The organism is Lysobacter avium (assembly GCF_015209745.1).
GTDB classification, from domain to species: Bacteria; Pseudomonadota; Gammaproteobacteria; order Xanthomonadales; family Xanthomonadaceae; genus Novilysobacter; species Novilysobacter avium.
Genome location: NZ_CP063657.1, coordinates 1,010,430 through 1,036,806 on the forward strand (window position 1 = coordinate 1,010,430; position 26,377 = coordinate 1,036,806).

Genomic DNA, 26,377 nt, shown 5'->3' on the forward strand with positions numbered 1-26,377 from the left:
CCCATACCGGAGATTGCAACATCAGTACCCCCGACAAGCGGAACCGCAAGAATCAGGAGATCCGCGCGCTGAAAGTGCGCGTGATCGGCAGCGATGGCGAACAGGTCGGCGTGCTTTCACGCGACGAGGCGCTTGAGCTCGCCCAGGAAGCAGGTCTCGACCTGGTGGAAATCCAGCCCCACGGCGATCCGCCGGTGTGCCGCATCATGGATTTCGGCAAGTTCATCTTCGATCTGCAAAAGAAGGCCAATCTGGCCAAGAAGAAGCAGAAGCAGGTCGAGATCAAGGAAATCAAGTTCCGCCCGGTCACCGATGAAGGCGACTACCAGATCAAGCTGCGCAACATGCGCCGTTTCCTGGAAGACGGGGACAAGATCAAGGTCAACATCCGGTTCCGTGGCCGCGAGATGCGCCACCAGGACCTCGGTCGCCAGATGGCGGACCGGATCGAGCTGGACCTGGGTGAGGACATCGTCGTGGAATCGCGTCCCCGTCTGGAAGGCCGTCAGATGGTGATGATGATCGCGCCGAAGAAAAAGTAATTCCGCGTGCTGCCGCCTGGCAGCCGCAAACCCGGATGACGCCATTCCCCATTTGTGTTGCGCGCACCCTGCGGTGCCGGCATAATGGGCGGCCCGGTTCGCCGGGCTTGTTGTTTGCAGTATCAGGACCTGTTGCTGATCCTTTTCGGATCAATGACTTACCGACCGATACGGGCAGGACGGAAAGTGTGGCCATGCCACCGCCCATGTCAGTGACATATACCCGAAAGGACCTTCGCAATGCCCAAGATCAAAACCCACCGTGGGGCGGCCAAGCGTTTTCGCAAGACCGCGTCCGGCAAGTTCAAGTGCGGCCACGCCAACCGTAGCCACATCCTCACCAAGAAGGCGACCAAGCGGAAGCGCAACCTGAGGCAGACGAATTACGCCCGCCCGGAAGATGCCGGCCGTATCAATCGCATGCTGCCGTACGCCTGAGGAGGACTGAGAAATGGCACGAGTCAAACGTGGTGTACAGGCGCGCCGTCGCCACAAAAAGGTGTTGGACCTCGCCAAGGGCTATTACCATGCCCGTCGCAAGGTCTATCGCGTCGCCCATCAGGCCGTCATCAAGGCACAGCAGTACGCCTACATCGGCCGCAAGCAGAAGAAGCGCAATTTCCGTTCGCTGTGGATCACCCGCATCAACGCGGCTGCCCGCATGAACGGCATGAGCTACAGCCGTTTCATCAACGGTCTGATGAAGGCCGGCATTACCCTTGATCGCAAGGTGCTGGCGGACATCGCCGTGCACGACGCAGCGGGTTTTGCCGCGCTGACCGAGAAGGCCAAGGGCGCGCTCGCAGCGTAAACGTGCGGCATCGGTACGCGGCATTGTCCGCGCTGCCGGTCAGCAACGAGAGTCACGCATGGGGAAGGGCGCAAGTCCTTCCCCATGTTTTTTTCTGGAACAGGCATGAGCGCAATCGAAACCCTCACCGCCCAGGCGCTGGAGCGCATTGCCGCCGCCGACGCCCCCGCCGCAGTGGAGTCGCTGCGAGTGGAGTTGCTGGGCAAGTCCGGCAGCATCACCGCCCAGCTCAAGCAGTTGGGGACCCTGCCCGCCGACCAGCGCAAGGCAGCCGGCGAGGCCATCAACCAGGCCCGCAACGCCGTCACCGAGGCGCTGCACGCACGTCGCGACACGCTGCAGGAAGCGGCGCTGGATGCCCGACTGGCGTCTGAGACCATCGATGTAACGCTGCCCGGAATCAACGCCTCGCGCGGTGGACTGCACCCGGTCAGCCGGGCGCTGGAGCGGATCACCGACATCTTCGGGCGACTGGGTTTCGAACTCGCCGACGGGCCGGAGATCGAGGACGACTGGCACAACTTCGAGGCCCTGAATTTTCCGCCGCATCATCCGGCGCGGGCGATGCACGACACCTTCTACATGCGTCCCGACGGCAGTAGCGTCGCGCGCCTGCTGCGCACGCACACCTCCGGCGTGCAGGTGCGCTACATGAAGGACCATTCCCCGCCGCTGCGGATGATCGCCGCCGGGAAGGTCTATCGCAGCGACAGCGACCAGACCCACACGCCGATGTTCCATCAGGTCGAAGGTCTTCTGGTGGACGAGCACGCCAGCTTTGCCGACCTGAAGGGGACGCTTGCCGAGTTCGTGCGGGCGTTTTTCGAGCGCGACTTCCAGATGCGTTTCCGCCCCAGCTACTTTCCGTTTACCGAGCCGTCTGCCGAGGTCGACATTGCCTGGGAGCAGCCCGATGGGAGCATGCGCTGGCTGGAGGTCCTGGGCTGCGGCATGGTCCATCCCAACGTGCTGCGCAACATCGGCGTGGACCCGGAGAAGTACACCGGTTTTGCGTTCGGCCTGGGCGTGGAGCGTTTTGCGATGCTCCGCTACGGCGTCGACGACCTGCGCAGCTTCTTCGAGAACGACGTGCGTTTCCTGAAACAGTTCGCGTAAGCCAGGGATCGATTGAATGAAGTTTTCCGAAAACTGGCTGCGCCAGCACGTATCTACCACTGCCAGCCACGACGAGCTGGTCGACACCCTCACCGCGATCGGCCTGGAGGTGGAGGAGGTCACTCGTATCGGCGACGGCCTCGACAACGTCGTTGTGTCGCGGATCGTATCGGCGGACAAGCACCCGGAGGCCGACCGCCTGCAGGTGTGCCAGGTCGATGCCGGCGACGGTGAGCTGGTGCAGATCGTCTGCGGTGCGCCCAATGCCCGCGCCGGCCTGATGGCCCCGCTGGCGAAAGTCGGGGCGGTTCTGCCCGGCGGCATGAAAATCGAGGCCGCCCAACTGCGCGGCGTCGAGTCCTTCGGCATGCTGTGTTCGGCGAAGGAACTGGGCACCGACAGCGATGCGTCCGGGCTGCTCGAACTGCCCGCCGATGCCGCTCCCGGCACGCCGGTAGGCGATCTGCTGGGCCTTCCCGATTCGGCCATCGAGATCAAGCTGACCCCCAACCGCGCCGACTGTTACGGCGTGCGCGGCATCGCCTTCGACGTGGCGGCAGCCGCGGATGCTGCCGTATCCGGTTTCAACGTGGACCCGGTGGAGGCGCGCATTGAGGACGCGCTGTCGATCCAGCTTGATGCCGGCGCCGACGCAGCGCGCTACTGCGGTCGGGTGCTGCGTGATGTGGACGCGACTGCACGCACCCCGCTGTGGATGGCCGAGCGCCTGCGTCGCAGCGGCGTGCGCCCGGTATCGCTGCTGGTGGATGTGACCCAGTACGTGATGCTGGAGCTCGGCCAACCGATGCATGCGTTCGATCGGGACCTGCTCAGCGGCGGCACGGTAGGTGTCCGCCGCGCCCGCGACGGGGAGCGGCTCAAGCTACTGGATGGCCGCGACGCCGCGCTCGACCCGCAGTTCCTGCTGGTTACCGATGCCGACATGCCGATCGCGCTGGCGGGGATCATGGGCGGTTTTGACGCCCGCGTGACCGAGGCGACCCGCAGCGTGTTCCTGGAGGCCGCACACTTTGCGCCCGCCGCCATCATCGGCCGCAGCCGCAAGCTCGGCCTGCACACGGACGCCAGCCACCGCTTCGAGCGCGGCGTGGATCCCGAACTTCCGCGCATCGCCATCGAGTACGCCACCGCGCTGATCCTTGATGCCGCCGGCGGTAGCGCGGGCCCGGTGGTCGAGGCGGCGCTGCATGAGCATCTGCCGCAACCGCAGCCGATAGTGTTGCGCCGTGCGCGGCTGGCACGGGTACTTGGCATCGAGGTACCCGGTCCGCGGGTCGAACGCATCTTCCGCGCGCTCGGAATGCAGGTGGAAGCGCTGGAAGAGGGCTGGCAGGTCATCGCTCCCAGCCGCCGCTTCGACATCGCGATCGAGGAGGACCTGATCGAGGAGGTCGCCCGCATCCACGGCTACGACAACATTCCCACTACGCTTCCCAGCGGGGCGTCGCGACTCGCCGCCCCTACCGAAACCATGGTCGACGGCGGCGATATCCGTCGGCACATGGCCTCGCGTGATTATCTGGAGGCGATCAACTACGCCTTTGTCGGTGGCGACCTGCTCGACTCGTGGACCGCTTCGGAGGGCGCGGTGGCCATTGCCAATCCCCTCAGCGCGGAGCTCGGCGTAATGCGCACGATGCTGCTGCCGGGTCTGGTCTCGGCGCTGGCGCGAAATGCCGCGCGACAGCAGTCCCGTGTCCGCCTGTTCGAGCTCGGCAATGTCTTCACTGCCGCGGACGGCGAGGCGCCGCTGCACATCGAGCGTATCGCAGCGGTGGCCTGCGGCGATGCGGCCACCGAGCAGTGGGGCCACCCGTCGCGCGAGGTTGGCTTCCACGATCTGCAGGGCGATCTGGAGAGCCTCGCCGCGCTGTCCGGCGCGCGCCTGGAGTACGAGCCCGTCGTCACGCCCTGGGCGCATCCCGGGCGCTGTGCGCGTGTCCTGCGTAGAGCCGAGGCAGGCCAGGCCACGCCGCTGGGCTGGATTGCCCAGCTGCACCCGCGCTTGCTGCAGACCCTGGAAATCGATGTCGACGTGATCGCCTTCGAGCTGGATCTGGAGCCCCTGCAATCCCGAGCGGTGCCCAAGGCGAGCACGCGCTCGCGGTATCCCTCAGTGCGGCGGGATCTGGCATTTGTGCTACCCGAAGGCGTGCCTTGGGGCGAGGTTGCGCGCAGTGTCCGCAAAGCGGCCGGCCCTGTCCTGCGCGATCTGGTCCTGTTTGACCGCTACCAGGGCAGTGGGGTGGAATCCGGATGCAAGAGTCTTGCTATGGGCTTGATTTTGCAGGAAGAATCCCGCACGCTCATCGAGTCTGACGTCGATCGCGTCGTGGCTTCCGTCACGACCGCCATGCTTTCCGATCACGCAGCGAAGATTCGGGACTGAGCCGGTTTTCGGCCTTCAGCTGGCGAACCGGCACACAGCAGCAGGGGATGGAGCGGACAATGGCGTTGACCAAGGCTGAAATGGCCGAGCGGTTGTTCGACGAGGTCGGCCTCAACAAGCGTGAGGCAAAGGAATTCGTCGACGCCTTCTTTGATTCCCTCCGCCAGGCGCTGCAGAGCGGTCGCCAGGTCAAGCTGTCCGGCTTCGGCAACTTCGATCTGCGGCGCAAGAAGGAGCGGCCTGGACGCAATCCCAAAACCGGTGAGGAGATTCCGATCTCGGCCCGAACCGTGGTGACCTTCCGCCCCGGACAGAAGTTGAAGGAACGCGTCGAATCCTACGCCGGTACTGAAAATGCTTGATCCGGGCAGCAACCGCGAACTTCCGCCGATCCCGGCCAAACGCTACTTCACCATTGGCGAGGTCAGCGAGCTGTGCGACGTCAAGCCGCACGTATTGCGGTATTGGGAAACCGAATTTCCTTCACTCAAGCCGGTCAAGCGTCGCGGCAACCGGCGCTATTATCAGCGCCACGAAGTGCTGATGATCCGCCAGATCCGCGGCCTGCTGTATGAGCAGGGATACACCATTGGTGGCGCGCGGCTGCGGCTGGAAGGGGAGGAGGCCAAGGACGAATCAGCGCTGAGCACGCAGATCATCCGGCAGGTCCGGATGGAACTGGAGGAAGTGCTGCAGATGCTTCGTCGATGACAAGCCTTCATCCTGAACACGCTGAAGGGCTCGCGATCTGTTGATTTTCGGCTATACTTATCCGTCGCCAAAACAGCGGCGGAAGGCAACAACTTCGGGGCGTAGCGCAGCCTGGTAGCGCACTTGTCTGGGGGACAAGTGGTCGTCGGTTCAAATCCGGCCGCCCCGACCAATTCCTGTGATTTGCCAGAATGCTCGCGGAGATTTCGCGGGCATTCTTTTTGCGCGATTGAACGGCACGCCTCTGCCCGCCGGGGATGGACGGCGCGGCCCCGCCGCGGCCAGGAAGGCTCAGATCGCCGCGGTGCGCGGCGGCGCGCTGTCGATGTCGTGCCAGCGCTGGACGATTGCAGCGCGGATGCCTGCGACATCCAGACCGGCCTCGGCCAGGAGTTCCTCGCGGCTTCCGTGCGGCTGGAACGCATCCGGCAGCCCCAGGTGCAGCATCGATACGCTCAGGCCCTCTGCCGCCAGCAGCTCGGCGACACCGCTGCCGGCGCCTCCGGCCACAACGTTGTCCTCCAGCGTGACGAATCCCTCGTGGTCTGCCGCAAGGTGCAGGATGAGCGCCCGGTCAAGCGGCTTGACGAAGCGCATGTTGACCACGGTGAGCCCCAGTGCCTCGCCGACCTCTTCCGCTGCAGGCAGCAGGGAGCCAAAGGCGAGCAGGGCGATACGCGAGCCGCGCCGGCGCAGTTGTGCCTTGCCGATCTGCAGGACATCCAGACTGGATTGCACGGCAACGCCCGGACCGCTGCCGCGAGGATAGCGAACGGCAGCGGGGCCATTGAAGCGGAAGCCGGTGGACAGCATCTGGCGACACTCGTTCTCGTCCGCCGGCGCCATGACCACCATATTGGGCACGCAGCGCAGGTAGCTCAGGTCGAGGTTGCCCGCGTGCGTTGCACCATCCGGTCCCACAACGCCGCCGCGGTCGATCGCAAACAGCACGTCGAGTTCCTGCAGCGCCACGTCATGAACCAGCTGGTCGTAGCCGCGTTGGAGGAAGGTCGAGTAGATCGCGACGACGGGCTTGGCGCCCTCGCAGGCCATTCCGGCCGCCAGGGTGACGGCGTGCTGCTCGGCGATGGCGACGTCGAAATAGCGCTGCGGATACTCCTTGCTGAAACGCACCAGGCCGGAGCCTTCACGCATCGCCGGGGTAATCCCCATCAGCTTGTCGTCGGCGGCGGCCATGTCGCAGATCCAGTCGCCGAAGACGTCGGTGTAGGTCACCTTTTTCGCGCCGGCCTTGCTGACCATTCCGAGCTCTGGATTGAACGGACCGACCGCGTGATAGCCGATCTGGTCGCCCTCGGCGCGCTCGTAGCCCTTGCCCTTGGTGGTGATGATGTGGAGCAGCTGCGGGCCCTTCATCCCCTGCAGGGTCTTCATGATGCCAACCAGGGCTTCCATGTCGTGGCCATCGATCGGGCCGGTGTAGTGGAAACCGAGCTCCTCGAACATGGTCGAGGGGACGAACATGCCCTTCCACTGCTCTTCCCAGCGTTTGACGAACTTCGCCGCCGGGCGGTTCTTGTCGCCAAGCAGCTTCTTGCCGCCCTCGCGCAGCGCGTTGAGGGTGCGGCTGCCGGTCAACCGTCCGAGCATGCGGGTCACGCCGCCGACGTTCTCGGAGATCGACATCTGGTTGTCGTTGAGGATGACCAGCAGGTTGGGTTCGATGCCGTCGGGTTCATCGCCCATGCCGCCGCCGTGCGCCAGCGCCTCGAAGGCCATGCCGCCGGTGATCGCACCATCCCCGATGACGGCCACTACCTTGCGCTCGTCGCCGGCGCGCTGGAGGGCAAGCGCCATGCCCAGGGCGGCCGAGATGCTGGTCGAGCTGTGGCCGACGCCGAAGGTGTCGAATTCCGATTCGCCGCGCTTGGGGAAAGGCGATACGCCGTCCTTCTGCTTGACGGTCTGGATCACGTCGCGACGACCGGTAAGGATCTTGTGCGGATAGGTCTGATGGCCCACGTCCCAGACCAGCCTGTCGGTGGGGGTGTCGTAGAGCCAGTGCAACGCCACCGTCAGCTCGATCACGCCCAGGCCCGCGCCAAAATGTCCGCCGGACTGCGCGACCTGCTCGATCAGGTACGCCCGCAGCTCATCGGCGATGGCTGGCAGTTCCTGCTCCGGAAACTCGCGCAGGTCGGCGGGCACCTGGATGCGCGAGAGGCGGGGGTAGCGTTGCGGATCGATCATCAATACGGTGTCGGACGGTGGTACGCCATTGTCCCGCCCGGGTCGCGGCGGGGCAAGGCGACCCGGCGCTGCGCTGCCGGTGGAGTTCAGCGGCCGCGGAAGCGTCCAAACAGGCCGGTGGGCTTGCGCGGCTCGGGTTCGGGTTCGGGCGGGCGTTCCACTTCGGCGAAACCGGTGGCCAGATTGGCATTGACGAAATCGGTGACGTCACCGACCGAGACGCCGCTCGCGTCGGCAATCTCGTCCAATGCCGCCGCGCCCTTCATCATCACCGTGGCGATACGGAAGTGGCGGGGAAATTCGCGTTCGGTTTGCGGCCACTTCAGCATCAGGAAGCGGGCTTGCGGGTCAAAGCCGGGGAGGAGCTTTCCGCCGCCGGACATGAGGCCACCAAACCAGAGCAGGCGCGACAGCGGTTGCGCAGCGCCGAGCCCCGCGACCTCCTTTTCCCAGTCGGTAATGACGGTGAAATCCGCGGCGTCCGTATCGGTCGTGACGTGCGCACCCAACGGCTTCAAGGTTGCCGGTCCGAAGTATTCGCGCCGGTCCAGGTCAAGCAGCAGCTTGAGTCCCTCTCGCTCGAAACCGACCTGGCCGGTAATTCGCCCGGATGCAAGCCATTCGGTGAGCGTACGCGGTTCGACTGGTGCCGGTGCAGGGTCCAACGGCGGAGTGTGCAGCGCTGGATTGGTGGCCGCGGGCATGATCGCCGCGGACGCCGCGCTGGCAGGTTCGGAAGGGTCGTTCAGCTCATTGGTCACAACCCGGGCAGCGTCAAGGCCGTCGCGCGGACTGGTCTCTTCGTCGGCGGGAACCCGCTGTTCTTTCGGCAGCTGATCCTGCGGCTGGGGCGCAGGGCTGAGACCGCTGGGCACAGGCTCGGCATGCTCGGATGCGCCGTTGACGACTTCAGGCGCCAGCTCCACGAGAAGCCGCTGCACCGATGCCGCGTCGAAGGGTTGCGCAAGGCGATAGTCGGCCTGGGTACGAGGGGCGGAAGTCAGCCCGATCACCGTTTTGCCGGCCGCGTGCAAACGCAGCCAGCTCATCGGACCGTACATGCTGTCCATGTCGACGATCACATGGTCGGCCGTGTCATTGGCCAGCAACTCCCAAGCTCCGGCGAGTTGGGAGTTGGCAATGGAGAAAGCCACCTTGAGCGACGCTTCCGTGGCCGGATCCATGCCGGTCAGGCCAAGTGTGAGGGCCATTGTCGAGTCCATGTCTTAACAATCACCCAGTGTCGCGGAGCATGGTACGGGCGTCAATGAAGCGTCCGGCGTTGGCCGAACGCAACCGCGGCGACCACGAATTCAAGCAGTTTGTGAACTCCGGACGAGCAGGCGGTCGCGGGCGTGTTTTTTCGGCAGCTGGCTCTTCAGGAATGCCATCTGGTCGGCAAGGATGTGGCGGTTGGACAGGATCAGGTGTTCGACCCAACTGGGCCGGTAGGGCACTGCGAGCAGTGGCATGTTCGCCTGTTGCGGCGTCCGGCTGCCCTTGCGCGAGTTGCAGTGGAAGCAGGCTGCGACGACGTTTTCCCAGACGTCGCGACCGCCGCGTGAGACCGGTTTCACGTGATCGCGGGTCAGGTGTGGACGGTTGAATTGCCCGCCGCAGTAGAGACAGAGGTGGGCATCCCGGGCAAAGAGCGCGGCGTTGGTCAGCGTCGGGGTCGGGTTGGCCGCGCGGGCGCTGGCGTGACCGCGCGCCGCCACAATCGGATGCAGGCGCAGGATGCTGGCCTCGCCGCTGCGGCGGTTGAGGCCACCGTGCACCGTCAGGCAGGGATCACCCAGGGTCCAGGCAACCGCATCGCGCGCGTAAAGGCAGGCTGCGTGCTGCCAGTTCATCCAGTCCAGCACCCGTCCGTGCGCATCAAGCGAAAGCAGGCGCACTGAATTGAGCTGTTCCAGCGCATGGCGCGGGGCAAGCGCCGACACATCCGGGTCCCACCGGCGCTCAGACGTGGCGGGAGTTCCGGGCCCGGCCACGCGTTGCATCACTGTGTCGGTCTCCATGAGAAATCGAGCATATACCCGAACCGAAGCGATTTGTCTGCAGCGATTTCCCAGGCCCCGCAGCCGAATTCCGTCCTCAGGCGTCGAAGTGTTCCGCGTCGAGAGTCATCAGGGAGGCGCTGCCACTGCGGATTGCCGCTGCATGGGCAAGCGTCCGCGGCAGGATGCGGGCGAAATAGAACTTCGCCGTTTCGCGTTTTCCCGCCTTGAACGCGTCCGACCCGCTGCCGGTCTCACTGGTCGCCACGCTGCGAGCCCACCAATAGGCGAGTGCGACGTAGCCCGAGTACATGAGGTAGTCGTATGCGGCGGCTCCGATTTCTTCCGGATCGCGGCCGGCTCTGTCGACCACCTCCATGGTGAGCTGCTGCCATTGCGCGGCGTGCTTCTGCAGCGGGGCGATGAACTCGGCGACTTCGGGGTTGTCGGCGTGCTCGGTGCAAAGTTGCTGGATCATTCCCAGCATCACCTTGAGCCCGGCGCCCTGCAGTTGCAGGATCTTGCGGCCGAGCAGGTCGATGGCCTGGATGCCGGTCGTGCCTTCGTACAGGGTCGTGATGCGGGCATCACGGGCGAGCTGCTCGACGCCGTTCTCGGCGATGTAGCCATGGCCGCCGTAACACTGCACCGCATGATAGGTGCACTCCACGCCCCATTCGGTGAGGCAGGCCTTGACGATCGGCGTGATGAAGCCGACCAGATCGTCGGCCTGCTTGCGCTGTGCCTCGTCGGGCGAGTTGTGGGCGACGTCGATCTGCAGTCCGGCGTGGTAGCTCATCGCGCGGCCGCCTTCAACGAGGGCCTTGCAGGTCAGCAGCATGCGGCGCACGTCGGGGTGGACGATGATCGGATCGGCCGGCTTTTCGGGGAACTTCGGTCCGGACAGCGACCGCATCTGCAGGCGTTCGCGGGCGTAGGCAAGGGCGTTCTGGTAGGCGCGATCGGACAGTCCCAGCCCCTGCAGCCCCACGGCGAGGCGGGCAGCGTTCATCATGGTGAACATGCCGCTCATGCCCTTGTTCGGCTGACCGACCAGGTATCCCTGGGCGCCGTCGAAGTTGATCACGCAGGTCGCCGAACCGTGGATGCCCATCTTGTGCTCGATGCTGCCGCATCGCACATGGTTGGGCTCTCCCATGCTGCCGTCGCGGTCCACGCGAAGCTTGGGCACGACAAACAGGGAAATTCCCTTGCTGCCCGCCGGGGAGTCGGGCAGGCGCGCCAGGACCAGGTGGATGATGTTCTCGGTCAGATCGTGCTCGCCGGCGGTGATGAAGATCTTGGTCCCGGTGATTGCGTAGCTGCCGTCCTCGTTGGGTTCGGCACGGGTCTTCAACAGCCCCAAATCGGTGCCGCAGTGCGGTTCGGTCAGGCACATGGTGCCCGTCCAGCGACCCTCGACCAGTGGCTTGAGGAACACCTCGCGCTGCCAGTCCTCGCCGTGATGCACCAGCGCTTCGGTCGCGCCGTGGGAAAGCAGGGGGAAGTTGCCCCAAGCAAGGTTGGCGGCGTCGATCATTTCCTTCTGCGCGAAGCCCACTGCCTGCGGCAGGCCCTGGCCGCCGAACTCGGTGGACGCGACCAGACCGGTCCAGCCGCCGTCGACATACTGCGAATAGGCTTCCTTGAAGCCCGTCGGGGTCGTCACATCGCCAGTCGCCTGGTCAAAAGTGCAGCCTTCGCGGTCGCCCACTTCATTAAGCGGCGCCAGCACTTCCTCGGAAAAACGGGCGCTCTCATCCAGCACCGCGTCAACGACTTCGCGGCTGGCGTCCTCAAAACCCAGGCGCTGGAATTCTGATTCCGCGCCCAACAGGTCGAACAGGACGAAACGCATATCCCGCAGGGGGGCTTTGTACTGGCTCATGCCGGCCTCGCTTTATTTGAGGAAAGTGGGGTGGCGTCGTGCGGGTGCCGGATCTGCCGGCGCAGCCGGACGACGCAATATCGGGGCATCATTCAGCGCAGCACCCCGGGCAGACCTGGGGCAGGGCTGAGTGCGCTGGAGCGCTTGACCTTGAACTCCCGCTGGCGTTGCTCGTCGGGCGTTGCGGTCACGGTGCCGTCCAGCGAGTACTGCACGCCCTGGCGCCCTGCGAGTCCGTCGGCCACAGCCAGTTTGGCGGCGACCGTGGGCGAAACCACGACGCTGATGACGTCGGCGGACTCCGGTCCGATGGTCAGCGCGGGCTGCGCGCTCAGCGTGCCCGCGTCCTGTTCGGCGATTTTCATCGCGAACTGGAAGCTGTCAAAGCGCATCGGGATGCTGCTGAAGTTCTCGATCCGCAGATCAGCTGTCCAGCTGCCATCGGCGAGCACGGTGAGCTGCTGGATCCTGGCCGAGGGCTCCGACACCCGGCGTACCGGTCCACTGGCGCACGCGACCAGGGTCGCAACGCAAACCAGCCAAACCGCCCACCGCATCCCGCGTGTTGCCCGCATGTCGACCGCTCCGTCTTGAGTGCCCCGAGCATACTACGGCGCATGGTGCGGGTGCCGCAAAGTCCGGACCCCGGAAACGCGAAACCCCGCATCGGCTGTGGCCGTTGCAGGGCTTGGGTCTTGCAGTGCCACCTAAACTGGTGGCCGGGGAGGGAATCGAACCCCCGACACGGGGATTTTCAATCCCCTGCTCTACCAACTGAGCTACCCGGCCATGTCACGGGCTGGCCGTGAAGGAGCGGAACTATAGCGGGGCAGTCGCTTGCCTGCAAGCCGCCGTGCTGGTCGATCACGCTTCACGGACGATGAAGGCCGGTGACGTGATCATTGCTGTCACAGGCCCGCGGCGAAGCGGGCCGCTGCCGAATCGGAGTCGGTCATGAGGAATCTGTTGTTTGCCATCGTGATTTCGCTGGCTCTGGGGGCGTGCGCGAGCGCAGGCCCACGCCTGACCGATGACCAGCGTCTGGAGATCCACCGCGCGCATGCGGGCGCGCCGGTCCGCAGCTTCCAGAATTTCGGCACCCTGTACAGCTGGACGGCGCTCGGTGACAGCGCGCTGACGGTGTGGACGCGTCGCCACCAGGCGTATCTGCTGGAGCTTGACGGACGATGCCCCGATCTGGATTTCTCACACACGATTGGCTTCAGCGCGCAGGGCGGGACCGTGTTCGCCGGCATGGACAGCGTGGTCGTGTTGGACCGTCAGAATGCCAGTTTTCCGTGCCGGATCAGGGAGATCCGCCCGGTAGACACCAAGGCGGTGGAGAACGCCGAGCGCCGTGCGCGAGAGAGTTCGACGCGTTGAGCATGGCGTCATCCGCCAGCCGGCTCAGTCCTGTTCGGGCGGGACGTAGCCGGCCACCTGGGTGACGTTGCCTTCGAACAGGAACGCGAGCATCTGTTCCTGCAGGAACCTGCGGTGCGCCGGATCCATCGGGGACAGGCGGTTCTCGTTGATGAGCATGGTCTGGTGCGCCAGCCATTTCGCCCATGCGGGTTTGCCGATGTGGGCGAAGACGCGCTGGCCGGCCTCGCCGGGCCAGGGCGCGAAGTCGAGGCCTTCGGCGTCGCGCTTCTCGAATTCACAGTAGACGGTACGGGTCATCGGATTCCTCGTGGGATGGTCGGCCGCCTTCCAGCAGGCGGCGGATGGGCGCGGGGATGCCCAGCGTGGCCAGATCTGCCGGTGCGACCCAGCGCGAATGGTTATTGTCCTGCACCGCGCTGCGCAGGGCGACTCCGCGCCACCGCCGGGGCAACAGGTCCAGCTTGTAGTGGCTGAAAGCGTGGGCGATCGGTGGCAACACATCCCCATCGCCGTTGGCGCCGTCGATATGAGCGCGCAGGAAGTCCGCCACCGTGGCGTCATCGTCGGCTTGCGGCAGGGTCCACAACGATGCCCAGATGCCAACGGGAGGACGTTTTTGCAGCAGGACGCGGCCGTTTTCGTCCTCCAGCCACATGATCCATGCTTGGCGGTGCGGCACGGCCTTCGCGGGTTTGCGTGTTGGCAGCTCCGCGGTGCGGCCATGAAGGTAGGCGGCGCAATCCGCGGACAATGGGCAGGAGCCGCATGATGGGCGGGCGCGGGTGCAGATCGTCGCACCCAGATCCATCTGCGCCTGGGTGTAGTCGGCCAGGCGGTCATGGGGCAGGTGCTGCTCGGCAAACACCCACAGCTGGCGCTCGACCGCAGGCGATCCGGGCCAGCCGTCCACGCCGTGGAATCGCGCAAGGACCCGTTTCACGTTGCCATCGAGAATGGCGTGGCGGTCGCCCCAGGCCTGGGCGAGGATGGCTGCGGCGGTGCTGCGGCCGATGCCCGGCAGCGCGACCAGGGCGTCAAGGTCACGGGGCAGTTCGCCGGCGTGCGCAGACATGCACTCCTGCGCGGCCCGGTGCAGGTTGCGCGCGCGGCTGTAGTAGCCAAGCCCCGACCACAGCGCGAGGACGTCATCCATCGGTGCGGCGGCGAGGGCCTGCAGGCTGGGCAGGGCGGCGACGAAGCGCTCAAAGTAGGGCGCGGCGGTCTTGACCTGGGTTTGCTGGAGCATCACCTCCGACAACCAGACCCGGTAAGGCGAGCGCGGATGCTGCCACGGGAGATCGTGGCGGCCGTGATCGTCGAACCAGTGCAGCAGGCGACTGGCGAAGCTGTCTGCCTTGACGGTCGCCTTCATCGGCCCGGTCCGGAATCCGGAATGCGATCGGGTTCCGGCAGCCCCTCGCCGCCCTCGTGGTCGCCGTCATCGATTTGTAGTCGCACACCGGTCAGGGTTGCGCCAGCGACTTCAATCCGTGGCGTCGTCAGGGTTCCGGTGAGGGGCGGCAGCGGGGTGCCATCGGCCAGCTGCGCGATCCAGTCGGTCAGCTCGGGCAGCCGGAATTGTCCGTCGAAGCGGGTTTCGTCCCGGCTCAATTGCAGATTCAGCGGGTCGGACAAGTCGGTAGCGCCGGCGTAGTCCACGGTGAACGGGAATGGAGAGACCGATTCCCCCAGCGGTGCCGGCAGGTCGGGCCATTGCGCGGGCCAGTCGGCGACCTCGCCCGAAAGGTGCAGCTCGAGCGACTCCCCGAACAGGAGCGAACCGGTAGCGTCGACTCTCGCCGGGACCTTGGCCTGCCCGCGGACGGCTGCAGCCAGCGGCGCCACGACCAGGTCGCCGCCTCGATAGCGCACGCGGCCGGAGATGCCCAGCGCAAATGCAATCGTGGGCTCTTCGTCGGAGGGCTCGCTGAACCAGCGTGCGTGGGCGCCCAGCCGGGTTGCATCCAGGCCGATTCCGTCCGCGTCGTCGCGCAGGACTCCCGACAGGTTCAGCGCCATTGGCATCCGCAATTGCCCGCTGCGAACACTGGCGATGCCCGCAATGGCGGCACCGGCGCCGATCGCCGGTCTGGTCAGCGCCAACTGCAAATCGAACGGGGCGGTCGTGGTGGACATGAGCAGACGCCCGGTCAGGCGCGCAGCAAGTGCTTGGCTCGCCGATACGTGATCGGTGGCAATACTCAGACGATCCCCCGACCAGCCATCGCCCGCCACAAGACCGCGGGTGATGCGCAGGCCATCGATCAGCGTCGGAATGCGCAGCGGCCCGCCCTCTGGCCGGGTTGCCATCCAGTCCTGCAACGCGCTCAGATCGAGCTGCGGCCCATCGAGTTCGACCCGGCGGATGGTCAGGTCCTCGCCACCGGCCCACAGGGTTGCCCACGGCAATGCCAGATAAGCGCGCTCGGCGGTGAGCAGGGCCGTCGCGCTGCCGGGCTGGCGAACGTCAAGTCCGCGAACGGTCAGCATCGGCGTTCCGCGCAGGCGGTATTCACTTGTTCCCGACGCGGTGATCTGCAGTCCGAGCGAGGTGCCGACCTGATCCAGTATCAACGCACTCAGCCGTGCAGGACGCGAGATCCAGCCGATCGACGCGACGAGGCCCAGAAGCACCACCACACCGACGATCGCGACGATTCGACCGCCGCGTCGCCAAGGGGAGCGGGGCGCGGGAGTGGCTTCCGCGGGCATGGCGCGCGCGTCAGCCGCCGAGCGTGTCCGGCAACAGCGCGTCGACGAACGCCTCGGCATCGAAGACCCGCAGATCCTCGAGCTTCTCGCCGATGCCCGCATAGCGGATCGGAATGCCGAACTCGCGGGCCAGTGCGAACACGACCCCGCCCTTGGCGGTGCCGTCCAGCTTGGTCACCACCAGTCCGGTCACCTGCACGGCGGCATGGAACTGGCGCAGCTGTGAGAGCGCGTTCTGACCGGTCGTGCCGTCGATGACCATCAGCACCTCGTGCGGGGCGGCGGAGTCAAGCTTCTGCATGACGCGCTTGATCTTTCCCAGCTCCGCCATCAGGCCCTGCTGGGTGTGCAGCCTGCCGGCCGTATCGGCGATCAGCACCTGGGTGCCGCGCGCCTTGGCCGCCTGCAGCGCGTCGAATGCCACCGATGCGGCATCGGCATTCTGGCCCTGGGCGATCACGGGCACGCCGTTGCGCTCGCCCCAGGTCTGCAACTGGGCGACCGCGGCCGCCCGGAAGGTGTCGCCGGCGGCAAGCATCAGCGAGTGCCCCTCGCCTTTGAAGCGACGCGCCAGTTTGCCGATGGTCGTGGTCTTGCCGACGCCGTTGACACCCACGGTGAGGACAACGAACGGCTTGGCGGCGGCGTCGATCTTCAGCGGCACGGCAACAGGTGCGAGCAGGTCGACCAGGTCCTGGCGCAGGGCCTTCAGCAAGGCTGAGGAGTCGGCGAACTCGCGCGCTTTCATCCGCTTGCGCAGGTCTTCCACCAGATCGGTGGTCGCCGTCACCCCGACGTCGGCGATGATCAGTGCGGTTTCGATTTCGTCCAGCAGGTCATCGTCAAGGCGCGGGTTGCCCTGGAACAGACCGCCGAACGTGCGCGCGAACGTTGTGCCGCGCAGTCGTTCGCGCCAGCCGCCTTTCGCCGGAGCGTCGGTCCGGCCAACGGCCGCGACGGAGGCGCTATGGGCGGGCTCAGCGGTATCCGCATCTACTGTTGGTGTCGCGACGGCCTCAACCGGGCGCGGCGCGTGCGAAGCGGGCCGGACTGGCGGCGCGGGCGGCACTGGCGGCACAGGCGGCACAGGCGGCGGCTCTGGAGTCGGCGGCTGCACGGGTGGTGCAGTCGGTGCGCGCGTCTCTACCGGCGTCGGCGCCGCAGGGGCAGGCGCGGAACTCGCCTGCGGCACGTCGTTTTCCACTCTCTCAACATCACTTTTTTCCTGCTGCGCCCCCGGAAACGCCGCAGCGAGCTCCTCGGTGCTGTAGCGACGCTCGGAGGGTGCGGAACCGGGCTTTTTCCGGCGAAAGAAGCTGGCCATCGACAGTAGGATTCACGAATGCGCGAGAATGGCGCCCATGCTAGCACCGGCCTGATTTCGCGACCCCATGAAGAAGCCCGCCCGTAACGCTCCGCGCTCCGTCGCCAACGGCCCCGGCCAGGTCCGTGTGATCGGTGGGCGATGGCGTGGCAGCAAGCTTCCCGTTGTCGACTCGGCGGGCCTGCGGCCGACCCCCGACCGGGTCCGCGAGACCCTGTTCAACTGGCTGGCGCCGGTGATCGACGGTGCCATGGTGCTGGATCTGTTCGCCGGCAGCGGCGCCCTCGGACTGGAGGCGCTGTCGCGTGGCGCCGCATCGGCGGTACTGGTCGAGCGCGACCCTGTGCTGGCAGCGAGCCTTTTGGCCACCACGCAACGACTGCAGGGCGGCCAGGCGGCCAGGGTGGTGCAGGCCGATGCCATGCATTGGCTGCCGACGCAGCCGCGCGCCAGCTTCGACATCGCCTTCGTTGACCCGCCCTTCGCCACCGGGCTTCTGAAGCCCGCGTTGGCTGGCGTCCTGCCATTGATGCGGGACGGCGCATGGCTGCACGTCGAAGGGCCCGTCGACGAGCCGGTGACGCTGCCCGGCGGATGGAGCCTGCACCGTGAAGGCAGGACCCGCGAAGTCCGCCATGCGCTTTACCGGCATCGCCCGGTACTGACGGCAGGCGACGGCACCCGCGTCGGCGTTGATACACTCCCCATTGATCCGGCCCGGCCGGACGTCCCTGATCTGGAGCGTTTTGCCCAATGACCCCGGCTCGACACCGCACCGCCGTCTATCCAGGCACCTTCGATCCGATTACCAACGGCCACATCGATCTGGTCGATCGTGCCGCGCCGCTGTTTGATCGATTGGTGGTGGGCGTGGCGGAAAGCCCGTCCAAAAGCCCTGCGCTGCCGCTGGCAAAGCGCGTGGAGCTGGCCCGCGAAGCGCTCGATCATCATCCCAACGTCGAGGTCTGTGGATTTGATTCGCTGCTCGCGCATTTCGTTTCCGGCATCGGTGCCGGCGTCGTGCTGCGCGGCCTGCGCGCCGTGTCGGATTTTGAGTACGAGTTCCAGATGGCCAGCATGAATCGCCATCTGATCCCCGACGTGGAGACGCTCTTCCTGACTCCCGCCGAGCAGTACAGCTTCATCTCTTCATCGCTGGTCCGCGAGATAGCCCGCCTGGGGGGCGATGTCTCCGGTTTTGTCCCGCCCGCGGTTGCCGAGGCGCTTCAGCGCGAATGGCAACGCAGCACCGCCTGATCGCCGGCACCTCGCCGACGTCATATTCCAACCAACAAGAATGGGGAACGCCATGAACACCACCGCCCGCCTGATGCTTGTCGCCCTGTTGTCGCTGCCGCTGCTGGCCGCGTGCGACAAGGCTCCAACTGAGACCACCGAAGATGCCGCGGTCGCGCTTGCGCCGCTGTCGGCGCCGACCACCAACGATGACAACGAGTGGGGCAGCTACCTGTCCGCGGTGGTGACCCGCAACATGGGCGACGTGACCTCCAGCCCTTACCTGTACTACCTGCCCAGCAGCGACAGCGAAGGCTTCGAAGGCGCCCACGAGCGCCTGCGCGAGGAAATCGAGAACGCGATGCAGCGCGGCATCGTGGAAGGCAACCTGGTGGCCTTCGGTTCGCCCGAGTCGGCGATGATGGCCGACATCATTGTTGGCGCCTTCCAGAAGGTCGGCCCGGGTTCGATGAAGGGGGTGCGTCTGCTCTTCATCGGCGCGCCCGCCGACAGCGAGCGTGTCCAGCAGGCGGTGACGCCGGCCGGTGTCGAATACGTGTTTGTCGAAGCCAAGTAACCCTCGGTTTCATTACGAGTAACAGCGCGTGGTGGGGCTTGCCCCATCCGCGCATAGCGGCAGCCCATGTCCCTCAAGATCAACGAGCTTTGCGTCAACTGCGATGTCTGCGAACCGGCATGCCCGAACCAGGCCATCTCGCAGGGTGAGGAGATCTACGTGATCGACCCGGCGCGCTGCACGCAGTGCGTGGGCCATTTCGATGAGCCGCAGTGCGTGGTGGTGTGTCCGGTGGAATGCATTGACCCGGATCCCGATTTTCCCGAAACAACCGGCCAGCTGCTGGCCAAGCTGGCCCGGTTGCAGCAAGAACAGGAGTGATGTGATGCGAATTGCGACGCGAACCGCAGTGGTAACCGGTTTCCTGGCGCCGTTGCTGGCGTTCGCCATCGGGGGCTGCGCGACGACCGCGGACTCTTCGCCTCGCGCGGCTCCGGTGTCACGCACCACGCCAGCGACCGCGGCGACTCCGCCTGGCGCGGCGATCGCAAGCGCGCACTCGCTGGCCACCGAAGCCGGCGCGCAGATCATCAATCAGGGCGGCAACGCCTTTGATGCGGCGATTGCCGTGTCTGCCGCACTCTCGGTGGTCGAGCCGATCAGCTCCGGGATCGGCGGTGGCGGATTCTTCCTTTTGCACGACGCGAAAACCGGCCGCGACGTTTTTGTCGATGCCCGGGAGACCGCGCCCGAATCGGCGACACCTGAGGCATATCTGGACGAGAAGGGCGAGCTCAACCGCGACCGTGCCACCAACGGGCCCTGGTCAGCCGGCATTCCCGGCCTGCCCGCGGCGCTGGTGCATCTGGCCGACGACTACGGCCGCCTGCCGCTGGCCACCTCGCTTGCGCCCGCGATCCGGCTTGCCCGCGAGGGTTTCCCCGTCTACGGCCGGCTCGAAAAAGGCTACGCAACCCGCAGCAAGGTGATGGAGCGGTATCGCGGTACGCGCGAGGTATTCCTGGCCAACGGGCGTGCTCCCCGGACAGGCGACATCCTCAAGCAGGAAGACCTGGCGCAGACGCTGGAACTGCTGGCCCAGCGTGGCCATGCCGGCTTCTATCAGGGCCAGGTCGCCGATCAACTGCTGGCGGCGGTCGCCGAGGAGGGCGGCCGTTGGACTGCTGCCGAACTGGCCGGCTACCGGATCCGCGAGCGCGAGCCGATCATCTTCGACTACCGCGGCTGGAAAGTGGTCACCGCGCCGCCGCCGTCTTCGGGCGGAGTGGCCTTGGCGGAAATGCTGCAGGTGCTGCAGCCGTGGAACCTGTCCAGACTCGATTCCGCGCAGCGCACCCATCTGATCGTCGAGGCGATGCGCCGCGCCTACCGTGACCGCACCCTCTACATGGGTGATCCGGATTTCGTCGAGATGCCGATCGCGATGCTGACCGACCCGGCCTACGCCGCCGGCCTGCGGGCGACAATCCATCCCGACAAGGCGACGCCCAGCGAGCTGCTTTCCGGCCAGCCAACGCCGATGGAGGATGACGAGACCACCCATTTCTCGATCATCGATACCGACGGCAACATCGTCTCGGCGACCCAGACCGTCAACCTGCTGTACGGCTCGGGCATGATTGCGCCGGGCACTGGCGTGCTGCTCAACAACGAGATGGACGACTTCGCGCTCAAGCCCGGCACGCCCAATGCCTTCGGCGTGATGGGCTTTGACGCCAACTCGGTGCAAGCGGGCAAGCGCATGCTCAGCTCGATGACCCCGACCTACATCGATTCACCCGACAAGCTGGCGGTGCTGGGTGCGCCGGGTGGCAGCCGGATCATTACCGAGGTGTTGATCGGCATCCTCGGTTACGACGCCGGCATGACCGCGCAGGCGGTGGCCGCCGAGCCGCGCATCCACCACCAGTGGATGCCCGACGCCATCTCGGCCGAACCAGGCGCGTTGGATGCCGCGACCGTCAAGGCGCTGAAGAAGATGGGACACACGGTGAATGCGGGCGAGGGCACCTGGGGCAACCTGCAGACCGTCGCCTGGGACAAGCGGACCGATGAGCTGTCCGGCGGTACCGACCCGCGCAACCCGGTGGGTGAGGTCGAGGTGGTGCTGGACCGGCCCTGAGTGGCGCCTGCTTTCGCCCATCGTGTCGATCACCGATGATGGTTGTTGAGGCAGCCTTGGCTGCGCAACGATGGAGTCGACGATGAAACTCTGGTCGCTGATGGGCAACAGCCAGAAGCTCGATGGCGGGGCGATGTTCGGCAACGCGCCGCGCGCGATGTGGAGCAAGTGGGTCGAGTCCGACGAGCACAACCGTATCGACCTTGCCTGCCGCGCGTTGCTCGCCAGCCCGCTGGGCGGCAAGACGGTCCTGTTCGAGTCGGGAATCGGTGCCTTCTTCGAGCCGAAGCTGCGCGAGCGCTACGGGGTGGTCGAGGATCGCCATGTCCTGCTTGAGTCGCTGGATGCCGCCGGCTTCAAGCCGGAGGACATTGACGTGGTGGTGCTGTCGCATCTGCATTTCGACCACGCCGGGGGTTTGCTCGCCCCGTGGGAGGAAGGCCAGCCGCCCCGTCTGGTTTTCCCCAACGCGAGCTATGTGGTGGGGCGCGAGCACTGGCAGCGCGCCATCGAGCCGCACCCCCGCGACCGCGCCAGCTTCATCCCGGAGCTGCCCGGCCTGCTGGAGGCGACCGGGCGGCTTGAGCTGGTCGACGGCGAGTTTTCCGACACGCTCGGGAAGGCCGTGCGGTTCCATTACAGCGATGGCCACACGCCCGGGCTGATGCTGGCCGAGATCATCGGTCCCGAACGCGTCGATGGTCAGGACATGGGTGGCCTGGTGTTCTGCGCCGACCTAATTCCCGGCCGGCCCTGGGTGCACGTGCCGATCACAATGGGGTATGACCGCAATGCGGAACTGCTGATCGACGAGAAAAAACGCTTCCTGGCGGACATGCTGGAACGCAACGTCCATCTGTTCTTCACCCATGACCCCGGCTGTGCGCTCGCCCAGGTGACCCGCGACGAGCGTGGCCGCTACCGCACCGAGCATGAGGTGGCCGAACTGCACGCGAGGACGCTGGCTGCATGAGCCTGCGGCGCCTGATGGTCGTCCTTGTCCTGGCAGGCGCGGCAGCCTCCGCGTCGGCCGACGAGGCACCGCGCAGCGACCCGCAACCGGCTGCGCCAATGGGCGAGCCGGTATCCGCCGCCCCAATCGAGGACACCGACTTTGGCGTGCGCACTCGCCAGTTCGGGCTCGAACGACGCGTGGAGATGTATCAATGGCAGCGCGACGGGCGCGGTGGCTATCAGCAGGTATGGAAGCCGGCGCTGGTGGACTCCTCCGCTTTCGAAGACGGTCATGAAAACCCGCGCAGCTTCCCGCTGGAGAACCGTATCTGGTGGGCGCGCGATGTCAGCATCGACGGCAAGCCGGTGGAGCTGTCGGTGATCAAGGCGCTGGGCCAGTGGCAGGAATTCCGCCCCGGTTTCACCCGCCTGCCGGCGAATCTGGCGGCGACTTTCCAGCCTGAAGGCGATGGGCTGGGAAGTGCCCTGAACCCGCTCGATCCCAACAACGGCGACATCCGCATCCACTGGCGCGCCCTCCACCTGCCGCCGCTGGCCGGAAAGGTGCAGCTGCGGGGTGGGAAGTGGCATTTGGTGGCTGCTGCCCCGTCGAAAGACCCGGTCAGTGCCACGCCCGTCGCGACCGACCCTGCACCAGCCGCGGAGACATTGCCCAAGCGCGGGGAGGTTCGCCTGATCGGCAAGCTGATCCTCGGTGCGCTGCTTGCGCTCGGCGTCTTGCTGGTTGGCCGATATCGCCGTCGACGCCGCGCCTGACGCCGAGCTGGCGCGACGCGCTTAAACAAAAAACCCGGGCCGGCGCCGAAGCGCCCAGCCCGGGGTCGGGTCCGGCTCAGCCTTCGCCCATGCCTTCGGCCGGCTCGGGTGCCATGCCGCTGCGCACCTTGTCCTCGATCTGCTGGCCGGTAGCCGGGTCGACGTTCTTCCAGTACTCGAACGCCCGCTCCAACACCGGACTGCGCACGCCGCCCAGCAAGCTGCCGGCGACCTGGTCGACGAACTGCGCGCGCTGGGCGTCATTCCAGACCTCGCGGACCAGCGTGCCGGGCTGGCCGAAGTCGTCGTCCTCGGCGTGCAGGGTGTAGGCGCTGCGGACCATGTCTCCGTCGGTCTCCCAGCCGTCGGGCATCGGACCGGTTTCGTCGGCCCAGCTGCGCTCGCCGCTGTTGGGGGCGTAAACCGGCGCGTTGCCGCTGTGGTGGTAGGCCATCTGGCCATCGAACATGTAGGTGTTCACCGGCACCTTGGGCTGGTTGACCGGCAGCTGGTGGAAGTTGGTGCCGATGCGGTTGCGCTGCGCGTCGGCGTAGGCGAATGCGCGGCCCAGCAGCATCTTGTCAGGCGAGAGGCCGATGCCGGGAACCGTGTTGCCCGGCGAGAACGCCGCCTGCTCGATCTGGGCGAAGAAGTTCTCCGGATTGCGGTTCAGGGTCATCGTGCCGACTTCGATCAGGGGATAGTCCTTGTGCGACCAGGTCTTGGTCAGGTCGAAGGGGTTGAAGCGGTAGTCCGTTGCCTCGGCATACGGCATGACCTGCACGGACAGGACCCACTCCGGGTGCTCGCCGCGCTGGATCGCATCGAACAGGTCACGGCGGTGGTAATCGGCGTCGCTGCCGGACATCTCGGCGGCTTCGGCGTTGGTGAAGAACGCCATGCCCTGGCGGGTGTGGAAATGGTATTTGACCCAGAACTTCTCGCCGGCCGCGTTGATCCACATGTAGGTATGCGAGCCGTAGCCGTTCATGTGGCGCCAGGTCCGCGGCAGCCCGCGCTCGCCCATCAGGTACGTGACTTGGTGCGCGGATTCCGGGTTGTTGGTCCAGAAATCCCACTGCATGTGGTTGTCGCGCAGGCCCGAGTCGGGCAGGCGCTTCTGGCTGCGGATGAAGTGCGGAAACTTCATCGGGTCGCGCACGAAGAAGATCGGCGTGTTGTTGCCGACCAGGTCGTAGTTGCCCTCGTCGGTGTAGAACTTCAGCGAGAAGCCGCGCACGTCGCGCCACGTGTCCGGACTGCCCAGTTCGCCAGCGACGGTAGAGAAGCGCGCAAGCATGTCGGTCGACGCACCGGGCTGGAACAGCGCGGCACGGGTGTAGCGCGAAACGTCGGCGGTGGTCTTGAACACCCCGAAGGCGCCGGCACCCTTGGCATGCGGCCGGCGCTCGGGGACGTTTTCGCGGTTGAAATGCGCCATCTGCTCCAGGAAGTGCACGTCGTGCAGCAGGATCGGGCCGTTCGCGCCGACGGTCAGCGAATTGCGGTCGCTGGGTGCGGGGCTGCCGGAGCCGGTGGTGGATCCGGTCGCGGTCTTGTCGTGTGGGTTACTCATGGGGAGACTCCTGGCGTCAATTGCTGGGGGACTGAACCTGTGACGGGAGTTGCACTTCCTCCCGTTCGTTCCAGTCTGCCTACGCGGCCGAAGGCTTGCCAGTTGATTGGATGGAATGGATCGATAGCGCCGGTCTCTGAGAGTGCGTAAATGAAATGCGTCGGCGGAGCAGCGGGTGGCGCGGGGGGTGGATGCCCTTGCGGCGAATGTCCCCCGGCACCGATGAAGCCGGTGCCTCCTCCTTTATTTCGCCGCAAGGGCATTCACCCCCACCGTTCCAGCATCGCTGGCGGTTGTAAAAGCGGATACCCGCCAATCCAGGGGTGAGCTGGATGCCTTCGGGGCGAAATAAAGGAGGAGGCCGCCGCCGCAGGCGGAGGCCGGGGGACATTCGCCCCGATGGCATGCAGTTCACGCCCCCCCCTCGCGCCGTTCCGGTTGCCACCGGGAGCTTGGAAAAGGACAACAAAAAGCCGGGTTTCCCCGGCTCCTTGTGTGCTTGATCCGCGCGATCGCCCGCGCAGTCGTTTTGCGCGACGTCAGTTGCTGGCGCGCGGACCTTCGCGCAACGCCCGACCGACCATGTTCACCAGCAGTTCGATCTCGGCGCTGGTGCTGGTGAAGGTCGGGGTGAAGCGCAGGGAGTTCGCCCCGCCGTGGATCACGCCGATGCCGTGCTCGCGCAGCCATTCCTCGGTCGAATTGCTGCCGAAGCATTTGAAGTCGTTGGAGAGCTCGCACGAGAACAGCAGGCCGGTGCCCTGGACCTTGGTGATCATGCCGCCCAGCTCGGACTTGAGCGCTTCCAGCTTCTCCAGCGCTTCGGCGCCGCGGGCACGGATATTCTCCTGCAGTTCCGGGGTGACCATCTCCAGCACCGCGCAGGCGGTATCCAGCGCGCGCGGGTTGGTGGTCATGGTGTTCCCGTACAGGCCCTTGCGATACGCGCTTGCGGCACGCTCGGTCACGGCCAGCACGGACAGCGGGTACTGGCCGGCATTGAGTGCCTTGGAGTAGGTCTCCATGTCCGGGGCTTCCACGCCCTCGAAGCCTGGGTAGTCGATGATCGACAGCACGCCGTTGGCACGCAGCCCTGCCTGGATCGAGTCGACCAGCAGCATCGAGCCGTGGTTGCGGGTCAGTTCGCGGGCGGCCTTGTAGAATTCGACCGGAACGCTGCGCCCCGGGTCGCCTTCGCCCATCACCGGCTCCAGGAACATCGCTTCGATGAACCAGCCCTTCGCCTCGGCGTCGGCAAATGCCTGCTTGAGCGCATCCATGTCGTAGGGCTCCACGACGATCACGCTGTCCTCCCCGCGGTAGCTGGCCAGGTACTGCTCGTAGGCCTTCCGGGTGGAGTTGGAATACAGCGCCGGTCGATCCGTGCGGCCGTGGAAGCCGCCCTTGACCACGAGCCGCTTGATGCTGTGCCCGGCGCGCTTGCCACCGTCGTCGGTTACGGTCTTGGCGTTGGCGTCGGCGATGCGCGCGGCCAGGGTGACCGACTCGGAGCCGGAGTTGAGGCACATGAAGTGGGTGAACGGACACTCGCGCTCGACACCGATCGCCTCGCGCAGCAGCGTGCTCAGGCGCAGTTGGGAGATGCTCGGGGTCATGATGTTGGCCATCGCCTGCGGCTTGGCCATGGCGGCGATCACCTGCGCAGGCGCGTGGCCGAAGCCGAGCATGCCGTAACCGCCCGAGTCATGGATCACCGCGCCCTTCAGGGTCACGATCCACGGACCGCGGGCGGCGAGGGCGACGTACGGGTTGACCGCGTCGTCCTGGTAGAAGTTGATGAAGCCGGCCTGCAGCTTCTCCATCTGGCTGGCTTCGTCCAGATCCAGAAGTTCGGCGAAACGGTTCTTTACCTCGGCGTACTCGGTCAGCGCAGCATCCACCGCTTCGCCCAGCTCGGCGTTGTCGGCGAACTGCGCCAGGACCGCATCATCCAGACCGACGGTGCGGCGTGAGCCGCCGTGGGCGCGCAAGGGCGCAAGCTTGCCGGCGATGGCGTTTGAGTGGGTGGTGCTGGGCATCGGTGTTGCTCCTCCACAGGGTTG

General features: G+C 66.0%; 26 protein-coding genes and 2 tRNA genes. 16 read left to right on the plus strand and 12 right to left on the minus strand.

The features are described from left to right. Positions 1-20 precede the first annotated feature (20 nt). From infC to INQ42_RS04660, 8 genes are all read left to right on the plus strand, one after another. Positions 21-542 (plus strand): translation initiation factor IF-3, encoded by a 522-nt coding sequence (infC, locus tag INQ42_RS04625; protein WP_084227701.1) that lies wholly within the window; start codon positions 21-23, stop codon positions 540-542. Positions 543-782: 240 nt separating this feature from the next. Beyond that, complete coding sequence (gene rpmI, locus INQ42_RS04630; RefSeq protein ID WP_043958488.1) at positions 783-980, plus strand: 50S ribosomal protein L35; 198 nt, start codon at positions 783-785, stop codon at positions 978-980. A gap of 13 nt (positions 981-993) precedes the next feature. Continuing rightward, entirely contained in the window at positions 994-1,353 is a 360-nt protein-coding gene (gene rplT / locus INQ42_RS04635) for a 50S ribosomal protein L20 (protein ID WP_194035351.1), read from the plus strand. Between the two features lie 105 nt (positions 1,354-1,458). Further along, positions 1,459-2,469 carry a phenylalanine--tRNA ligase subunit alpha gene (gene pheS / locus INQ42_RS04640; protein ID WP_194035352.1) on the plus strand — a complete coding sequence of 337 codons (1,011 nt, stop codon included), beginning with the start codon at positions 1,459-1,461 and terminating at the stop codon, positions 2,467-2,469. A gap of 16 nt (positions 2,470-2,485) precedes the next feature. Beyond that, on the plus strand, positions 2,486-4,879 hold the full coding sequence (pheT, locus tag INQ42_RS04645; protein WP_194035353.1) for a phenylalanine--tRNA ligase subunit beta: 2,394 nt from the start codon (positions 2,486-2,488) through the stop codon (positions 4,877-4,879). 59 nt (positions 4,880-4,938) lie between these two features. Then, positions 4,939-5,241, plus strand: coding sequence for an integration host factor subunit alpha (locus INQ42_RS04650; RefSeq protein ID WP_043958540.1), 303 nt, complete (start codon positions 4,939-4,941; stop codon positions 5,239-5,241). Then, on the plus strand, positions 5,234-5,590 hold the full coding sequence (locus INQ42_RS04655) for a MerR family transcriptional regulator (RefSeq protein WP_043958492.1): 357 nt from the start codon (positions 5,234-5,236) through the stop codon (positions 5,588-5,590). Before INQ42_RS04650 ends, INQ42_RS04655 begins: the two co-directional genes overlap by 8 nt. 95 nt (positions 5,591-5,685) lie before the next feature. After that, positions 5,686-5,762 (plus strand) — tRNA-Pro (locus INQ42_RS04660). Between the two features lie 119 nt (positions 5,763-5,881). Here INQ42_RS04660 and dxs read toward each other — a convergent pair. The 6 genes from dxs to INQ42_RS04690 all read right to left on the minus strand — a co-directional run bounded on the left by dxs (position 5,882) and on the right by INQ42_RS04690 (position 12,478). After that, entirely contained in the window at positions 5,882-7,801 is a 1,920-nt protein-coding gene (dxs, locus tag INQ42_RS04665) for a 1-deoxy-D-xylulose-5-phosphate synthase (protein ID WP_194035354.1), read from the minus strand. Positions 7,802-7,887: 86 nt separating this feature from the next. Then, a complete protein-coding gene (locus tag INQ42_RS04670; protein ID WP_194035355.1) occupies positions 7,888-9,024 on the minus strand; it encodes a hypothetical protein in 1,137 nt (378 codons plus the stop codon). A 90-nt stretch (positions 9,025-9,114) separates the two neighbouring features. Beyond that, complete coding sequence (locus INQ42_RS04675) at positions 9,115-9,822, minus strand: HNH endonuclease (RefSeq protein ID WP_194035356.1); 708 nt, start codon at positions 9,820-9,822, stop codon at positions 9,115-9,117. A gap of 76 nt (positions 9,823-9,898) precedes the next feature. Beyond that, positions 9,899-11,689, minus strand: coding sequence for an acyl-CoA dehydrogenase C-terminal domain-containing protein (locus tag INQ42_RS04680; protein WP_194035357.1), 1,791 nt, complete (start codon positions 11,687-11,689; stop codon positions 9,899-9,901). A gap of 92 nt (positions 11,690-11,781) precedes the next feature. Then, positions 11,782-12,264: a hypothetical protein gene (locus tag INQ42_RS04685; RefSeq protein ID WP_407070784.1), complete on the minus strand. Its 483-nt coding sequence runs from the start codon at positions 12,262-12,264 to the stop codon at positions 11,782-11,784. Between the two features lie 138 nt (positions 12,265-12,402). Further along, positions 12,403-12,478 (minus strand) — tRNA-Phe (locus INQ42_RS04690). Between the two features lie 165 nt (positions 12,479-12,643). Here INQ42_RS04690 and INQ42_RS04695 point away from each other — a divergent pair. Continuing rightward, complete coding sequence (locus INQ42_RS04695) at positions 12,644-13,072, plus strand: DUF6491 family protein (protein WP_194035358.1); 429 nt, start codon at positions 12,644-12,646, stop codon at positions 13,070-13,072. 24 nt (positions 13,073-13,096) lie between these two features. Here the strand turns inward: INQ42_RS04695 and INQ42_RS04700 are convergent, their stop codons facing one another. The 4 genes from INQ42_RS04700 to ftsY are packed head-to-tail and all read right to left on the minus strand — an operon-like array spanning position 13,097 to position 17,111. Beyond that, a complete protein-coding gene (locus INQ42_RS04700; RefSeq protein WP_193986712.1) occupies positions 13,097-13,372 on the minus strand; it encodes an oxidative damage protection protein in 276 nt (91 codons plus the stop codon). Then, positions 13,350-14,447 carry an A/G-specific adenine glycosylase gene (gene mutY / locus INQ42_RS04705; protein WP_194035359.1) on the minus strand — a complete coding sequence of 366 codons (1,098 nt, stop codon included), beginning with the start codon at positions 14,445-14,447 and terminating at the stop codon, positions 13,350-13,352. The genes INQ42_RS04700 and mutY overlap by 23 nt, the downstream gene beginning before the upstream one ends. Next, positions 14,444-15,889, minus strand: a complete 1,446-nt coding sequence (locus INQ42_RS04710) for an AsmA family protein (protein WP_194035360.1) — start codon at positions 15,887-15,889, stop codon at positions 14,444-14,446. The genes mutY and INQ42_RS04710 overlap by 4 nt, the downstream gene beginning before the upstream one ends. Next, positions 15,798-17,111 (minus strand): signal recognition particle-docking protein FtsY, encoded by a 1,314-nt coding sequence (gene ftsY / locus INQ42_RS04715; RefSeq protein WP_194035361.1) that lies wholly within the window; start codon positions 17,109-17,111, stop codon positions 15,798-15,800. The genes INQ42_RS04710 and ftsY overlap by 92 nt, the downstream gene beginning before the upstream one ends. Before the next feature lie 67 nt (positions 17,112-17,178). On the opposite strand from ftsY, the gene rsmD reads away from it, so the two are divergent. From rsmD to INQ42_RS04750, 7 genes are all read left to right on the plus strand, one after another. After that, a complete protein-coding gene (gene rsmD, locus INQ42_RS04720) occupies positions 17,179-17,868 on the plus strand; it encodes a 16S rRNA (guanine(966)-N(2))-methyltransferase RsmD (RefSeq protein ID WP_194035362.1) in 690 nt (229 codons plus the stop codon). Next, positions 17,865-18,368, plus strand: coding sequence for a pantetheine-phosphate adenylyltransferase (gene coaD, locus INQ42_RS04725; protein WP_194035363.1), 504 nt, complete (start codon positions 17,865-17,867; stop codon positions 18,366-18,368). Before rsmD ends, coaD begins: the two co-directional genes overlap by 4 nt. 52 nt (positions 18,369-18,420) lie before the next feature. Next, a complete protein-coding gene (locus INQ42_RS04730) occupies positions 18,421-18,924 on the plus strand; it encodes a hypothetical protein (protein ID WP_228064434.1) in 504 nt (167 codons plus the stop codon). A 66-nt stretch (positions 18,925-18,990) separates the two neighbouring features. Next, entirely contained in the window at positions 18,991-19,245 is a 255-nt protein-coding gene (locus INQ42_RS04735; protein WP_193986723.1) for a YfhL family 4Fe-4S dicluster ferredoxin, read from the plus strand. Between the two features lie 4 nt (positions 19,246-19,249). Continuing rightward, positions 19,250-21,007, plus strand: a complete 1,758-nt coding sequence (ggt, locus tag INQ42_RS04740) for a gamma-glutamyltransferase (protein WP_194035364.1) — start codon at positions 19,250-19,252, stop codon at positions 21,005-21,007. An 82-nt stretch (positions 21,008-21,089) separates the two neighbouring features. Next, the gene (locus tag INQ42_RS04745; protein ID WP_194035365.1) at positions 21,090-21,980 is read left to right on the plus strand and encodes an MBL fold metallo-hydrolase; all 891 of its coding nucleotides are present in this window, start codon (positions 21,090-21,092) and stop codon (positions 21,978-21,980) included. Then, positions 21,977-22,738: a TMEM43 family protein gene (locus INQ42_RS04750; protein WP_194035366.1), complete on the plus strand. Its 762-nt coding sequence runs from the start codon at positions 21,977-21,979 to the stop codon at positions 22,736-22,738. Before INQ42_RS04745 ends, INQ42_RS04750 begins: the two co-directional genes overlap by 4 nt. Before the next feature lie 76 nt (positions 22,739-22,814). Here the strand turns inward: INQ42_RS04750 and INQ42_RS04755 are convergent, their stop codons facing one another. Beyond that, the gene (locus INQ42_RS04755) at positions 22,815-24,314 is read right to left on the minus strand and encodes a catalase (RefSeq protein ID WP_194035367.1); all 1,500 of its coding nucleotides are present in this window, start codon (positions 24,312-24,314) and stop codon (positions 22,815-22,817) included. 539 nt (positions 24,315-24,853) lie between these two features. Then, the gene (locus INQ42_RS04760) at positions 24,854-26,353 is read right to left on the minus strand and encodes an aminotransferase class III-fold pyridoxal phosphate-dependent enzyme (protein ID WP_194035368.1); all 1,500 of its coding nucleotides are present in this window, start codon (positions 26,351-26,353) and stop codon (positions 24,854-24,856) included. Positions 26,354-26,377: the final 24 nt, after the last annotated feature.